The organism is Enterobacter ludwigii, from assembly GCF_001750725.1.
GTDB classification, from domain to species: Bacteria; Pseudomonadota; Gammaproteobacteria; order Enterobacterales; family Enterobacteriaceae; genus Enterobacter; species Enterobacter ludwigii.
Genome location: NZ_CP017279.1, coordinates 637587 through 653364, shown reverse-complemented (window position 1 = coordinate 653364; position 15778 = coordinate 637587). Strand labels below are relative to the sequence as shown.

The following is a 15778-nucleotide window of genomic DNA, read 5'->3' as shown; positions in this document are numbered from 1 at the left end:
TTCATTCGAAAGTAATTTAATCTTCATATGCAAGATGAGAGGCGAAAACATGATCTTCAATATTCAGCGTTACTCTACCCACGATGGCCCCGGTATTCGTACCGTTGTGTTCCTGAAAGGCTGCTCGCTGGGCTGTCGCTGGTGCCAGAATCCGGAAAGCCGCTCCCGCCACCGGGATGTGCTCTTTGACGCACGACTGTGTCTGGAAGGCTGCGACCTGTGCCAGAAAGCGGCACCGGGCATTATCGATCGTGCGCTGAATGGGCTGGTTATCCACCGTGAAAAGCTTAACGAAGAGACTCTCGACGCCCTCACCGACTGCTGCCCGACGCAGGCGCTCACCGTCTGTGGGGAAGAAAAGCAGGTCGAAGAGATTATGTCCAGCGTACTGCGTGACAAGCCGTTCTATGACCGCAGCGGCGGCGGGATAACCCTGTCCGGCGGTGAACCGTTTATGAATCCCGAACTGGCTCATGCCCTGTTTAAAGCCAGCCATGAGCAAGGCATACATACCGCCGTGGAAACCTGTCTCCACGTGCCATGGCATTATATTGCACCGTCATTACCGTATGTCGATCTGTTCCTGGCGGACCTGAAACACGTTGATGGCAGGACGTTCAAACAGTGGACCGACGGTTCCGCCAAACGGATCCTTGATAATCTGAAACGCCTGGCCGCCGCCGGTAAACAGGTCACCATCCGCGTACCGCTGATTCAGGGCTTCAACGCCGATGAAGCGTCGATTACCGCCATCACCAATTTTGCCGCAGACGAACTCAACGTCCGCGAGATCCATTTTCTGCCGTACCACACGCTGGGCATGAACAAATATACCCTGCTCGGCCAACCCTACTCTGCCCCTGATAAACCGCTGGATGATCCTGCGCTTCTGGACTTCGCACAGCAGTACGCCTGCCAGAAAGGGTTAACCGCGACCTTACGAGGATAAACTTATGACGACCCTGAATCTCAGCACCCTTAGCGAGCGCATAAAAGCACACAAAACGGCCCTCGTGCATATCGTGAAGCCGCCGGTCTGTACCGAGCGCGCCCTGCATTACACCGAGATGTACCAACAGCATATGGACAAGCCGATCCCGGTGCGTCGCGCGCTGGCGCTGGCGCATCACCTCGCGCAGCGCACCATCTGGATAAAACACGATGAGCTGATCATCGGTAACCAGGCCAGTGAAGTCCGCGCCGCGCCAATTTTCCCGGAATACACCGTCTCGTGGATTGAAAAAGAGATTGACGATCTGGCGGACCGTCCGGGCGCAGGCTTTGCGGTGAGCGAAGAAAACAAGCGCGTATTGCATGATATCTGCCCATGGTGGCGCGGCCAGACGGTGCAGGATCGCTGCTACGGCATGTTCACCGACGAGCAAAAAGGGCTGCTGGAAACCGGCATTATCAAAGCGGAAGGTAACATGACCTCCGGCGACGCACACCTGGCGGTTAACTTCCCGCTGCTGCTGGAGAAAGGCCTCGATGGTCTGCGCGACAAAGTGGCCGAGCGTCGTTCGCGTATCAACCTGACGGTGCTCGACGACCTTCACGGGGAACAGTTCCTGAAAGCGATCGATATTGTGCTGGAAGCGGTCAGCCTGCACATCGAACGTTTCGCCGCGCTGGCGCGTGAAATGGCGGCAACCGAATCCCGTGAAAGCCGTCGCGACGAGCTGCTGGCGATGGCAGAAAACTGTGATGTAATCGCCCATCAGCCGCCAACAACCTTCTGGCAGGCGCTGCAGCTGTGCTACTTCATCCAGCTTATTCTGCAGATTGAGTCCAACGGCCACTCCGTCTCGTTTGCCCGCATGGACCAGTACCTCTATCCGTACTACCGCCGCGACGTGGAGCTGAACCAGAGCCTCGACCGCGAACATGCCATCGAGCTGCTGCACAGCTGCTGGCTGAAGCTGCTGGAAGTGAACAAAATCCGCTCCGGCTCGCACTCCAAAGCTTCAGCGGGTAGCCCGCTGTATCAGAACGTCACCATCGGTGGACAGACGCTGATCAACGGTGAGCCTATGGACGCGGTCAACCCGCTCAGCTACGCGATTCTGGAATCCTGCGGTCGCCTGCGCTCCACGCAGCCAAACCTGAGCGTGCGTTATCATGCGGGCATGAGCAATGACTTCCTCGACGCCTGCGTGCAGGTGATCCGCTGCGGCTTTGGTATGCCCGCGTTCAACAACGATGAGATTGTCATTCCGGAATTTATCAAGCTCGGCGTCGAAAAAGAGGATGCCTATGACTATGCCGCGATTGGCTGCATCGAAACCGCAGTGGGTGGCAAATGGGGTTATCGCTGCACCGGCATGAGCTTTATCAACTTCGCCCGCGTGATGCTGGCAGCGCTGGAAGGCGGCCGCGATGCCACCAGCGGTAAGGTATTCCTGCCACAGGAGAAAGCACTCTCTGCCGGTAACTTCGATAACTTCGAAGAGGTGATGGCAGCGTGGGATACCCAGATCCGCTACTACACCCGCAAATCTATCGAGATTGAGTATGTGGTAGACACGATGCTGGAAGAGAACGTCCCCGATATTCTCTGCTCAGCGCTGGTGGATGACTGCATAGAACGCGCGAAAAGCATCAAACAAGGCGGCGCGAAGTATGACTGGGTGTCAGGCCTGCAGGTGGGTATTGCTAACCTGGGCAACAGCCTGGCCGCGGTGAAAAAACTGGTCTTCGAACAGGGTACGATAGGTCAGCAACAGCTGGCCGCCGCTCTGGCCGATGATTTCGACGGGCTGACCCACGAGCAGCTGCGTCAGCGGCTGATCAACGGCGCGCCAAAATACGGTAACGATGACGACAGCGTGGATATGCTGCTGACCCGTGCCTACGAAACCTATATCGCCGAGCTGAAGCAGTACCATAACCCGCGCTATGGCCGTGGTCCGATTGGCGGTAACTACTATGCCGGCACGTCATCTATCTCCGCGAACGTGCCGTTTGGCGCGGCAACGATGGCAACCCCGGATGGACGTAAGGCGCATACTCCGCTGGCAGAAGGAGCCAGCCCGGCCTCCGGTACTGACCACCTCGGCCCTACGGCGGTAATTGGCTCTGTCGGCAAACTGCCAACCGAAGCGATCCTCGGTGGGGTACTGCTAAACCAGAAGCTCAATCCGTCGACGCTGGAAAATGACAGTGACCGTCAGAAACTGATGGTGCTTCTGCGTACCTTCTTTGAAGTGCACAAGGGCTGGCATATTCAGTACAACATCGTTTCGCGTGAAACGCTGCTGGAAGCGAAGAAACACCCGGACCAGTATCGTGACCTGGTGGTGCGCGTCGCAGGGTACTCCGCGTTCTTTACCGCCCTGTCGCCGGATGCGCAGGACGATATTATTGCGCGTACCGAGCACACGCTTTAACTCTCTTCAGACTTATGCCCTCTCCCATCAAGGAGAGGGAACCTGTCTTTAAGCGGCAATTTCGGTTGCCGCTTTGCTTTGACTTTCGAATGAAATTAAATTTGTGCTCTCCGTCACCTTGTTATTAGAATGTTTCAAACGCAGTGACTCAGGAGCACAGTATGACCGTAAAAGTTATCGTCACCGATATGGACGGAACTTTCCTTGATGATGCCAAGCAGTACGACCGCGACCGCTTTCAGGTACAGTTTGAGCAGCTTAAAGCCCGTAATATTGAATTTGTTGTCGCCAGCGGCAACCAGTATTACCAGCTCATCTCCTTCTTCCCGGAACTGAAAGATCAGATCTCCTTCGTGGCGGAAAATGGCGCGCTGGTGTTCGATCACGGTGAGCAGATTTTTCACGGTGAACTGACCCGCCATGAGTCGCAAATTGTCATTGGCGAGTTGCTGAAAGACAACGCGCTCAACTTTGTGGCCTGTGGGCTGGAGAGCGCCTACGTCAGCGAACGGGCGCCGGACGCGTTTGTGGCGCTCATGTCAAAGCACTACCACCGCTTAAAACGCATCCGCGATTACCGCGAAATTGACGACGTGCTGTTCAAATTCTCCCTGAATTTGCCGGACAGCGATATCCCGAATCTTGTCGACAAACTGCACGTCTCCCTCGACGGGATTATGAAACCCGTCACCAGCGGTTTTGGGTTTGTCGATTTGATTATCCCGGGCCTGCACAAAGCCAACGGTATTAGCCGTCTGCTGAAGCGCTGGAAAATCTCGCCGCAGGCGTGCGTGGCAATCGGGGACAGCGGCAACGATGCGGAAATGCTGAAGCTGGTGAAATACAATTTTGCCATGGGCAACGCGGCGCAGAGCATCAAAACGATCTGCCGCTACAGCACGGATGACAACAACCATCAGGGCGCACTGAATGTGATTCAGGCCGTGCTTGACGACCACTCCCCGTTCGACGCGTAATCTCTCTCTTGCCGGAGCACTGCTCCGGCACCTCACTCTTTTTCCATCCTGTGGCACACGTCAAATATTTAAACTTGCATTAACTAATTTTTAACTTAAAGTATCACTTGTAGATATTTTTACTTTCGAATGAAAGATGCGAGGCAGTTATGACGTTTACCAGTGAAAGTTTGCCTGCGGACCATAAAGCAGCGATTCGTCAGTTGAAGCGTGAATTACGTGCGCAGATCGGAGACGTTCAGGCGGTATTCGACACGCTCAGCGATAAAATCGCGACCCGCGTGGCGGAAATTAATGCCCTGAAGAACAAAGGTGAAACCGTCTGGCCGGTTATCCCGTTTGCAGATGTGAAAAACGGGACGATCACCCAGGCACAGCGTGACGCGGTCAAACGCCGTGGCTGCGCGGTGATTAAAGGTCACTTCCCCCGCGAGCAGGCGCTGGCGTGGGATCAATCGATGCTCGACTACCTCGATCTCAACCGGTTTGATGAGGTCTATAAAGGTCCGGGCGATAACTTCTTTGGTACCTTAACCGCCTCACGTCCGGAAATTTACCCTATCTACTGGTCGCAGGCGCAAATGCAGGCTCGCCAGAGTGAAGAGATGGCGCAGGTACAGTCGTTCCTGAACCGTTTATGGACATTCGAGAGTAATGGCAAACAGTGGTTCGATCCGGACGTCAGCGTCATTTATCCGGACCGTATTCGTCGTCGCCCACCGGGTACCACCTCTAAAGGGCTGGGCGCGCATACCGATTCCGGCGCGCTGGAGCGCTGGCTGCTGCCGGCCTATCAGCAGGTCTTTGCCCGCGTTTTTGACGGCAACGTGGATAAATACGATCCGTGGAACGCCGCACACCGTACCGAAGTGGAAGAGTACACCGTGGATAACACCACAAAATGTTCTGTATTCCGCACCTTCCAGGGCTGGACGGCGCTGTCAGACATGATCCCGGGTCAGGGGCTGCTGCATGTGGTGCCTATTCCGGAAGCGATGGCCTACATTCTGCTGCGTCCGCTGCTGGATGATGTCCCGGAAGATGAACTCTGCGGCGTCGCGCCGGGACGTGTCCTGCCGGTCTCCGAGAAATGGCATCCGCTGCTAATCGAAGCGCTGAGCAGCATTCCTGCACTGGAAGCAGGCGATTCCGTGTGGTGGCACTGTGACGTCATCCACTCGGTTGCACCGGTGGAAAATCAGCAAGGCTGGGGCAACGTGATGTATATCCCTGCCGCCCCGATGTGCGAGAAAAACCTCGCCTATGCGAAAAAAGTGAAAGCAGCGCTGGAAACCGGTGCATCGCCGGGCGATTTCCCGCGCGAAGATTATGAAAAAAACTGGCAGGACCGCTTTACCGTGAACGATCTGAATATTCACGGCAAGCGTGCACTGGGTATGGCTTAACTGTCGTATAACCCTTCCCGCTCCACGGCGGTGCGTCGTTTCCCCTGACGTATCCGCCGGACAGAACCCCGCACGGCCAGCGTGCCGTTAAGCATTAATGTTCCCACCGGCGCATCCGGGCGCATCAGCCGTTGCTGAAGCATATGCACCGCTTCGGTTCCCAGTTCATCGCGCGGTACATGCACCGCCGTGAGCGGAACATCCTGAATGGCCGCCAGATTAAACCCGTCAATGCTCATCACCGAGATATCCTGCGGCACGCGCAAGCCCTGTTTTTGCAGCGCACTGATGGTGCCCGCCGCCATAAAATCGCCGCCGACTAAAAATGCGGTGGGCAGATCCTTACCCTGCATTTGACGGAGCCAGGAGGTGACCAGCTCTTCCGTTTCGCGCGCGCTGAAGCTCGGAGCCACCAGCAGATCGCGTTTATCGTTGAATTTCAGGTTGTGAGACTGCCACGCATCGCGGATCCCGGCCAGACGCAGTTCCATGGTGTAACGCCGCAGGCAGAGGACATTCATCACCTCACGGTGTCCCATTTCAAACAGATAGTCCGCGGCCCGCTCACCTATCGAGCGGTGGTCCGGTGCCACTGCAGGCAGGCGCATATGCCGGTCGCGGCAGTTAATCAGCATGCAGGGTTTACCCACATCCACCGCCAGATCGTGGATATGCGGATCGTCAATACCGAGAAGAATAGCGGCCTGTGTCTCCGGCTCGTTCATCCGTGCCAGAAAAAGCTGTGCGTCGCTGTCATTCTCTTCCAGCGCGCAATAACGCAGACGGACATCGTGGGAAGCAAGGCCTTTACTCACGCTCTGGATCACGCGGTAGTAAAAGATGTCGGACCGCTCGTCAAAGGCGCGCTGTGGCGCAAAAACCACCAGGCTGTTGAGCAGTAGACGCCCCGCCGCCAGACCGTCCATCACCCCCAGCTCCCGCGCACAGGCCAGTACTCTGGCACGCGCTTTTTCACTGGTGTTCGCTTTTCCTGCCAGCACCCGCGACACGGTACTGATGGAAAGCTGCGTGCGGGCGGCAATTTCGGTGATTTTTAGCCTTTTGTCCATTTTGTGATCTGGCTCCATTTGCGAAATGAAAAAATTTTCATAGCGTACTCATCAGGCAGTAACGGGCATAAAAAGCATCATGCCAGATGATTTATGTCATTGATGAGAAATTTTGCACAAAATCCACTATTGCCTGCTCATTTTCTCCCTTAAGGTGAATTTGTCACACCACTTCCATACTAGTTGTATAGCAACTTCTAAATTAAAACGGATAGAAATCAAAGCCATAAAAATCTGTGTGACACCTGAACCTCCGTCCCCTTACCGTCCGTCTTGTGGAGAGTAAAATGAGTCAGGACATCAATAACACCGTTGCGACAAGCAAAACCCGTCGCGTCATTAAGAACCTGCGCTGGTATGTGCTGGTGCTGTTCTTACTGGGCGTCACCGTTAACTACATCACCCGAAACTCGCTGGGTATTCTCGCCCCTGAGTTGAAAGAGAGCCTTGGGATCACCACCGAGCAATACTCCTGGATCGTCGGGGCATTTCAGATTGCGTACACCATTTTCCAGCCTCTGTGCGGCTGGTTGATCGACGTGATTGGTCTGAAGATTGGCTTTATGGTCTGCGCCGGGATCTGGGCGCTGATGTGTATTTTCCACGCCGGGGCGGGCAGCTGGCTGCACCTGGCTATCTTGCGCTTCTTTATGGGTGCTTCTGAAGCGGCCGCCACGCCGGCGAATGCGAAAACCATTGGCGAGTGGTTCCCGAAATCGGAACGTCCTGTCGCGGCCGGTTGGGCGGGCGTAGGGTTCTCCATTGGCGCGATGCTGGCACCGCCCATCATCTATTTCGCGCACGCCTCGTTTGGCTGGCAGGGCGCGTTTATGTTTACCGGCGTGCTGGCGCTGCTGTGGGTGATCCTCTGGTGGGCTTTTTACCACAACCCGGAACAGCATCCGAACCTGAGCAAGGACGAACTGGCATTTATCAAGCAGGATAACGAACCGCCTGCGGTAAAACTGCCCTTCCTCACCGCGCTGAAAAATGTCTCCAAAAATAAGCGCTTCTACGGTATCGCCCTTCCGGCGTTTATGGCCGAACCGGCCTGGGCCGTGCTGAGCTTCTGGGTTCCGCTGTATCTCGCCAAAGAGCACGGCATGGATTTGAAGCAGATTGCGATGTTTGCCTGGCTGCCGTTCCTTGCCGCGGACCTTGGCAGCGTGGCAAGCGGCTACCTCACCCGTCTGTATGCCCGACTGTTCGGCTGCAGCCGTGTGAACTCGGTGGTGGCCAGCTCCGTCACCGGCGCATTCCTGATGATCTCCCTGGCGGTCGTGGCCATTACCCGCGACCCGTATATCACCATCGTGCTGATCTCCATCGGCGGTTTCGGGCATCAGATCATCTCCTGCATGCTCAGCGCCCTGGTCGTGGAGTCATTTGATAAAGGTCAGATGGCGACCGTTAACGGCATGCGCGGCTCGGCGGCCTGGATCGCCAGCTTCCTGTTCTCCCTGTTAATTGGGGTGACCGCCGACAAAATCGGCTTTAACCCGCTCTTTATTGCCATGGGGTTCTTTGACCTGATTGGCGCTGTTTTCCTGGTGGCATTTATTGCTGAACGTCGCGCCAAGCGCGCCTGATAGTGGATGTATTGCATATGAAAACCCTGAAAAACTGGACCGTTGATAAGCAGTCGGCAAATCATCTGGAACTGCTGGTCGATAACCAGCACCGTCTGTGCCTGTATGTGCTGGAAGAAAATCTGTTCCGCGTGCTGATTAAACGCAAAGGTGAGCTGACGCTGGATCGCACCTGGAGCATCGCCCCGCAACAAGATGTGCCGTGGGAAGGTCGCCGCCGCGACGATCTGAGTGGTTTCACCTGCCCCGCCTGGACGCTAACGCAACAGGACGACGTGCTGACGGTTGCTACCGAACAGCTGCGTGTGACCGTGCATCAGCCGCTGTGGCTGGAGTGGCACTACCGCAATGAGGCGGGTGAGTGGCAGCCGCTGGTCAACGACCGTCCAACCAGTGCCTATCTGCTGAATGCCCATGGCGACGGTGCGGCGCACTACCTGAGCCGCCGCAAGGATGAACGCTTCTACGGTCTGGGTGAGAAAGCCGGCGATCTACAGCGTAACGGCAAACGCTATGAGATGCGCAACCTCGATGCAATGGGCTACAACGCGGCCAGCACCGATCCTCTGTACAAACATATTCCGTTCACCCTCACCCGTCGCGATGACGTGAGCTACGGGCTCTTCTACGACAACCTGAGCAGCTGCTGGCTGGATCTGGGCAACGAGATTGACAACTATCACACCGCCTATCGTCGCTGGCAGGCGGAAGCGGGCGACATCGATTACTACCTGTTCACGGGCAAACGGGCGCTGGACGTGACCAAAGCTTTCGTGCGTCTGACCGGGAAAACGCTCTTCGGGCCGAAATGGAGCCTGGGTTACAGCGGTTCGACCATGCATTACACCGACGCGCCGGATGCGCAGAACCAGCTGATGAACTTTATCCGTCTGTGCGAAGTACATGCTATTCCCTGCGACTCGTTCCAGCTCTCTTCGGGCTATACCTCGATCAACGGCAAGCGCTACGTCTTTAACTGGAACCACGACAAGGTGCCGCAGCCGAAGGTGATGACCCAGGCTTTCCACGACGCGGGGTTAAAGCTGGCGGCCAACATCAAGCCATGCCTGCTGCAGGATCACCCGCGCTATAACGAAGTTGCGGAAAACGGGTTGTTCATCCGCGATTCAGAAACCGACGCGCCAGAACGCTCCAGCTTCTGGGATGACGAAGGTTCTCACCTCGATTTTACCAATCCACAGACGGTGAAATGGTGGCAGGAAGGGGTAACCACGCAGCTGCTTGAGATGGGGATTGACTCCACCTGGAACGACAACAACGAATATGAAGTGTGGGATGGCGAAGCCCGCTGCCACGGCTTTGGCAAGGAAATCGCGATCAAGCACATTCGCCCGGTGATGCCGCTGCTGATGATGCGTGCCTCGCTGGAAGCGCAGCAGCGTTTTGCCCCGGAAAAACGTCCGTATCTCATTTCCCGCTCCGGCTGCGCGGGCATGCAGCGTTACGTCCAGACCTGGAGCGGCGATAACCGTACCAGCTGGGATACCCTGCGCTATAACACCCGCATGGGTCTGGGAATGAGCCTGTCCGGGCTGTTTAATGTGGGGCATGATGTCGGTGGCTTTTCTGGCGACAAACCCGACGCGGAACTGTTCGTACGCTGGGTGCAAAACGGCGTGATGCATCCGCGCTTTACCATTCACTCATGGAATGATGACCACACCGTTAACGAGCCGTGGATGTATCCGGGCGTGACGCCGGCTATTCGTGGTGCCATTGAATTACGTTATCGTCTGCTGCCGTACCTTTATACCCTGCTCTGGCAGGCGCATACCGACGACGAACCGATGCTACGCCCGACCTTCCTCGACCACGAACACGATGCGCAGACGTTTGAGGAGAACGATGATTTCCTGCTGGGTCGCGACCTGCTGGTGGCAAGCGTGGTGGAGGCCGGGCAGCGCGAGCGATGCGTCTGGCTGCCGGATAACGAAACGGGCTGGTACGATTTTTACACCCACGAGTGGTTCGCTGGCGGGCAGTGGATCGTACGTGATGCGCCGCTGGAGAAATTGCCGATGCTGGTACGTGCCGGTGCGGGTCTGCCGCTCAGCGAACGCATTACGCATGTCAGCGCGGAAAAAGACACTACCCGTGAGCTGAAACTGTTCCCGGTGAAAGGCGTCGGTTCAACCGCGGGCCTGCTGTTTGAAGACGATGGTGAAAGCTGGGGCTATCAGAACGGCAATGCGCTGTGGGTGGAATGGGACATGGCATGCGACGGTGCCACCATCAACCTGAAGGTCAGTGCGCGGGGAGATTATCGTCCGGCGTGGAAAGCGCTGAAGATATCGTTACCGGCCGGGGAAAAACGCACGCTGCTGGTGAATGGTATTGAAGGGAGTGAATGGGTGGTCTAGTACGGCCTGATGCCCGCTCCCACAGGGAGAGGGCATCAAACACAGGCCCGGTAGGCGTATCGCCACCGGGCTTTTTTTAACTCTCGATACCTTTACTGCGCAGGTAATCTTCGTAGTTACCGGTGAAGTCCACCACGCGCTCAGGCGTAATTTCGATCACGCGGGTCGCCAGCGAGCTGACGAATTCACGGTCGTGAGAGACGAAGATCAGGGTCCCCTGATACATCTCCAGCGCCATGTTCAGCGATTCGATAGATTCCATATCCAGGTGGTTAGTCGGTTCATCCATCACCAGGATATTGGGTTTTTCCATCATCAGCTTGCCGAACAGCATGCGCCCTTTTTCACCACCGGACAGCACTTTAGCAGGCTTCTTGATGTCGTCCTGACTGAACAGCAGACGACCCAGAATGCTGCGCACCGCCTGCTCGTCATCGCCTTCCTGCTTCCACTGGCTCATCCAGTCGAAGACGGTCAGGTCGTTTTCGAACTCGTATTCATGGTCCTGTGCGTAGTAACCAATCTGCGCGTTTTCAGACCACTTCACGGTACCGTTATCTGGCTGCAGTTCGCCGACCAGGGTTTTCAGCAGGGTGGATTTACCCACGCCGTTGGCACCCAGAATGGCGATCTTCTCGCCCACTTCCAGCAGCAGGTTAAAGTTTTTAAACAGCGGACCGTTTTCAAAACCTTTAGCCAGGGCTTCCACTTCCAGCGCATTACGGAACAGTTTCTTGTCCTGCTCGAAGCGGATGAATGGGTTCTGACGGCTGGACGCTTTCACTTCATCAAGCTTGATCTTGTCAATCTGGCGCGCACGAGAGGTCGCCTGGCGAGATTTGGAGGCGTTCGCGCTGAAGCGGCTGACGAAAGACTGCAGATCAGCAATCTGGGCTTTCTTCTTGGCGTTATCCGCCAGCAGACGTTCACGCGCCTGCGTGGCTGCCGTCATGTACTCATCGTAGTTGCCCGGATAAACGCGCAGCTCGCCGTAGTCCAGGTCCGCCATGTGTGTACACACCATGTTCAGGAAGTGACGGTCGTGCGAGATGATGATCATGGTGCTGTCGCGATCGTTCAGCGTCTGCTCCAGCCAGCGGATGGTGTCGATGTCCAGGTTGTTCGTTGGTTCGTCAAGCAGCAGGATATCCGGATTGGAGAACAGCGCCTGCGCCAGCAGAACACGCAGTTTCCAGCCTGGCGCGACTTCGCTCATCGGGCCGTAATGTTGTTCTACCGGAATACCCACACCCAGCAGCAGCTCGCCCGCACGCGCTTCCGCAGAGTAGCCATCCATTTCGCCGTACAGCACTTCGAGATCGGCCACTTTGTAGCCATCTTCTTCACTCATCTCCGCCAGAGCGTAGATGCGATCGCGCTCCTGCTTCACTTCCCACAGCTCCGCGTGTCCCATGATAACGGTGTCAAGGACGGTGAACTCTTCAAAGGCGAACTGATCCTGACGCAGCTTACCGATGCGCTCGTTTGGATCGAGCGAAACGTTGCCCAGCGTCGGCTCTAAATCACCGCCGAGGATTTTCATAAAAGTAGATTTACCGCTACCGTTGGCGCCAATCAGGCCGTAACGGTTGCCGCCGCCAAATTTGACGGAAATGTTTTCGAACAGCGGCTTACTGCCAAACTGCATAGTGACGTTGCTGGTAACTAACACGGGGAGATTCCTGCGAAAAGTGTGATAAACACGGCATTATGCCACAATTCCGAATTGAGATCCCGCGTTGCGGCAATCCGCTAAACTTTAACAAAATCGAAAAAAATGTGATTTCGTACACATCTGAATTCCCTGTTAGCGGGAATGCACATATAATGCGCTCCCATCAAGATTCAGACTTATCAACTCATCGCCGGAATGGCTTAGATACCTCGCACAACATGAACATGAAATTAACAACGCTTTTTGCGGCGGCGTTAGCCGTAGTAGGTTTTTGCAAAACCGCTTCTGCGGTGACTTATCCGCTGCCGACAGACGGTAGCCGTCTGGTTGGTCAAAACCAGGTGGTCACGGTGCCTGAAGGTAACGCTCAGCCACTGGAATATTTCGCGGCGCAGTACCAGTTGGGCCTGTCTAACATGCTGGAAGCGAATCCGGGTGTTGACCCGTATCTGCCTAAAGCCGGTACCGTGCTGAACATTCCTCAGCAGCTGATTCTGCCGGATACCGTCCATGAAGGTATCGTCATCAACAGCGCGGAAATGCGTCTGTATTACTACCCGAAAGGCACCAACACGGTTATCGTGCTGCCAATCGGTATCGGCCAGCTGGGTAAAGACACCCCAATGAACTGGACGACCAAAGTTGAGCGTAAGAAAGCAGGCCCAACCTGGACGCCAACCGCCAAAATGCACGCAGAGTACATCGCTGCGGGTGAACCCCTGCCAGCCGTTGTACCGGCAGGCCCGGATAACCCTATGGGTCTGTACGCACTGTACATTGGCCGTCTGTACGCGATTCACGGGACCAACGCCAACTTCGGTATCGGCCTGCGCGTAAGCCACGGCTGCGTACGTCTGCGTAACGAAGACATCAAATTCCTGTTCGAAAACGTGCCGGTCGGTACCCGCGTCCAGTTCATCAACGAACCGGTTAAAGCGACGTCTGAGCCGGATGGCAGCCGTTACATTGAAGTACATAACCCGCTGTCCACCAGCGAAGACCAGATCAACAACAACGAAATCGTTCCGGTTACGCTGAACAGCGCGGTGCAGTCCGTGACCTCTCAGCCGGATGTAGAGACAGCGATTGTTGACCAGGCCGTTCAGAACCGTTCTGGTATGCCAGTGCGTCTGAACTGACCCTCTGCCCGGTGGCGCTTTGCTGACCGGGTCTGAGAATAAAAAAGCGGGCTCTGATGCCCGCTTTTTTTTATCCGTTATTGACGATAACTATCCCACCGTGGTCGTAACGGTAGTGACAGTGGGCATACTCAAGCGGTGTGCCATCCTCCAGATAGATAACCTGCTCCACCTCCAGCACCGGATCGGTCTGCTCGCAGATAAGGTGTTGCATATCCAGCGCGTTCGGCTTTAGCGCCCGCACCACCCGGTACGACCCCATAATTTTCAGCCCCAGCGTCTCCTGCACGTAGCGGAACACGGAGCCTTCAAGATGGCTTTTATTCAGACCGGGCACCAGATTAAGCGGCATTACGGTGGAGTCCAGCGACATCGGCTCACCGTTGAGCAGACGCAGCCGAACAAAGTCATAGACAGGCGCATCGGCGTTAATCATCAGCGAGGCCTGCTCCTTCTCGTTTGGAAAGCGCAGCTCGAAATGGACCACGACGCTGGAAACGGTGCCCAGATGCTCCCAGGTTTTTGTTGCGCCGAAGTAGTCGCTGCCGGAAAGATCCCACTGCGAGAGTTGCAGGAAATTTTTGCGGATAAACGTCCCCTGCCCCTGACGGGTATAGATCAGCCCTTCCACAATTAACTGGCGTATGGCCTGTTGTATGGTCATCCGGCTGGTGCTGAACTCCGCCGCCAGGGCAAACTGGTCCGGGAGCGGTTCGTTGGCGGCGTATTGCTGGCTAATAATGCGTTTCTTAATTTCCCGCGCTATGGTGATGTACTTCGCCGCCATCGTCCTTCCTTTTTGTTAGTTTTCTGTCCCGCTGTTTTTTAATGCCACTCTCTCGGCAATTTTGAGGAAAGGCAGGTAGAAGAATACACCAAATACAATGATTGCCAACTGCACGACCACGGCGCGCCAGTCCCCTGCCGTTGCCAGCCAGGCGCTCAGAATGGGCGGGGTTGTCCACGGGATCATAACCACACAGCGCGACATTAACCCCAGGGTAGTACAGAGCCACGCAAACCAGATACCTATGGCAGGTAGCAGCACAAAGGGGATCATCAGCGGCAGGTTGAACACAATCGGCAGGCCAAAAATGACCGGCTCGTTGATGTTAAACAGGCCCGGCGCCAGCGACAAACGGGCCACCTGTTTCGCCGATTTTTGCCGTGAGAAGATGAAAATGGCAATCAACAGGGAAATCGTGCTGCCGGTGCCCCCCACCATACCAAAGGTCGGTACAAAGATATTATTGATGATATGTGGGACAGGCTGACCGTTGGCAAAGGCCAGCATATTCTCGTTGGTGTTGATCAGCAGAAACGGCTCCAGCACCACGCTGTTAACCACCGACTGATGGATCCCAAGCGTGAACAGGAAGTTACCAAAGCTATAGATAAAAATCGTGCCCGGCAGGCTGGTGTTGATCAGGCGCAGCGGCTGCTGAATAAAAGTGGTGATCAGATGGATGAGATCCGTGTGCAACACGTTCGCCAGAAGCGCGGCCAGTATGGCAAACAGGGAAAGCGTCAGGATCGTCGGGATCAGCGCGGTAAACGATTTACTGACCGCCGGCGGTACATTTTCACCTAAAGAAATGTGCAGCGCTTTCAGACGAGAAATGGCGATAAACAGTTCCGTTGAGAGCAGACCAATCAGCACCCCGGCAAAAATGCCGGTTGAGCCAATATTGGAGAACGTCAGCACCTGCGTGACGCTCACCGTGGCGTCGCTGCCGACGGGCGTGAGCTGTAAGCGCATCGGCATCATAATGATAAAACTGCTGATGGCGATAACCACTGCCGAGACCGGGTTGTCGAAGTCTTTGTTGCGTGCCAGCGACCAGGCAATCATCGGTGCCAGCAACAGCGCGGCGATATTCAGCGTACCGTTAATAATCGCCTCGCCCCACACCTTAAAATGCGCCAGCGTGTCGCCTTCAAAAATCCATGGAAATACCACGTTATTCACCAGCACCGCCAGACCGGCAAGGATGAAAATGGGCATGACCGTGGCGAAGGCATCGCGCAGGGAACGCAGGTGCACCTGGTTTGCCAGGCGCGCCGAGAACTCAACAAATCTGTCGACAAAAGACTGCATATGCGGTGTTATTTTTGTTTCAGACATAGCGGATATTTCCCTTCAATCAGTCACAAA

General features: G+C 55.6%; 11 protein-coding genes. 7 read left to right on the top strand and 4 right to left on the bottom strand.

Features of this window, described 5'->3' with window-relative positions; genetic code table 11:
* Positions 1–49: 49 nt before the first annotated feature.
* From BH714_RS03040 to BH714_RS03025, 4 genes are all read left to right on the top strand, one after another.
* Positions 50–949: a glycyl-radical enzyme activating protein gene (locus tag BH714_RS03040; RefSeq protein ID WP_040016999.1), complete on the top strand. Its 900-nt coding sequence runs from the start codon at positions 50–52 to the stop codon at positions 947–949.
* A gap of 4 nt (positions 950–953) precedes the next feature.
* A complete protein-coding gene (locus BH714_RS03035; protein ID WP_040016996.1) occupies positions 954–3386 on the top strand; it encodes a formate C-acetyltransferase/glycerol dehydratase family glycyl radical enzyme in 2433 nt (810 codons plus the stop codon).
* Between the two features lie 161 nt (positions 3387–3547).
* On the top strand, positions 3548–4363 hold the full coding sequence (locus BH714_RS03030) for a Cof-type HAD-IIB family hydrolase (protein WP_040016993.1): 816 nt from the start codon (positions 3548–3550) through the stop codon (positions 4361–4363).
* A 149-nt stretch (positions 4364–4512) separates the two neighbouring features.
* Positions 4513–5769, top strand: coding sequence for a DUF1479 domain-containing protein (locus tag BH714_RS03025; RefSeq protein ID WP_014169275.1), 1257 nt, complete (start codon positions 4513–4515; stop codon positions 5767–5769).
* On the opposite strand, the gene BH714_RS03020 is transcribed toward BH714_RS03025, so the two are convergent.
* Positions 5766–6839, bottom strand: a complete 1074-nt coding sequence (locus BH714_RS03020) for a LacI family DNA-binding transcriptional regulator (protein ID WP_040016992.1) — start codon at positions 6837–6839, stop codon at positions 5766–5768. The genes BH714_RS03025 and BH714_RS03020 overlap by 4 nt on opposite strands.
* A gap of 287 nt (positions 6840–7126) precedes the next feature.
* On the opposite strand from BH714_RS03020, the gene BH714_RS03015 reads away from it, so the two are divergent.
* A complete protein-coding gene (locus BH714_RS03015) occupies positions 7127–8428 on the top strand; it encodes an MFS transporter (RefSeq protein ID WP_020884899.1) in 1302 nt (433 codons plus the stop codon).
* 17 nt (positions 8429–8445) lie between these two features.
* Complete coding sequence (locus BH714_RS03010) at positions 8446–10809, top strand: glycoside hydrolase family 31 protein (RefSeq protein WP_040016991.1); 2364 nt, start codon at positions 8446–8448, stop codon at positions 10807–10809.
* 76 nt (positions 10810–10885) lie between these two features.
* Here the strand turns inward: BH714_RS03010 and BH714_RS03005 are convergent, their stop codons facing one another.
* Positions 10886–12481 (bottom strand): ABC-F family ATPase, encoded by a 1596-nt coding sequence (locus BH714_RS03005; RefSeq protein WP_014169271.1) that lies wholly within the window; start codon positions 12479–12481, stop codon positions 10886–10888.
* Positions 12482–12702: 221 nt separating this feature from the next.
* Here BH714_RS03005 and ldtB point away from each other — a divergent pair, with 221 nt between their 5' ends.
* Entirely contained in the window at positions 12703–13623 is a 921-nt protein-coding gene (gene ldtB / locus BH714_RS03000) for a L,D-transpeptidase (protein ID WP_025204618.1), read from the top strand.
* Positions 13624–13693: 70 nt separating this feature from the next.
* Here the strand turns inward: ldtB and BH714_RS02995 are convergent, their stop codons facing one another.
* Positions 13694–14410 carry a GntR family transcriptional regulator gene (locus BH714_RS02995; protein ID WP_014169269.1) on the bottom strand — a complete coding sequence of 239 codons (717 nt, stop codon included), beginning with the start codon at positions 14408–14410 and terminating at the stop codon, positions 13694–13696.
* 15 nt (positions 14411–14425) lie between these two features.
* Positions 14426–15748: a PTS sugar transporter subunit IIC gene (locus tag BH714_RS02990; RefSeq protein ID WP_040016990.1), complete on the bottom strand. Its 1323-nt coding sequence runs from the start codon at positions 15746–15748 to the stop codon at positions 14426–14428.
* Positions 15749–15778 lie beyond the last annotated feature (30 nt).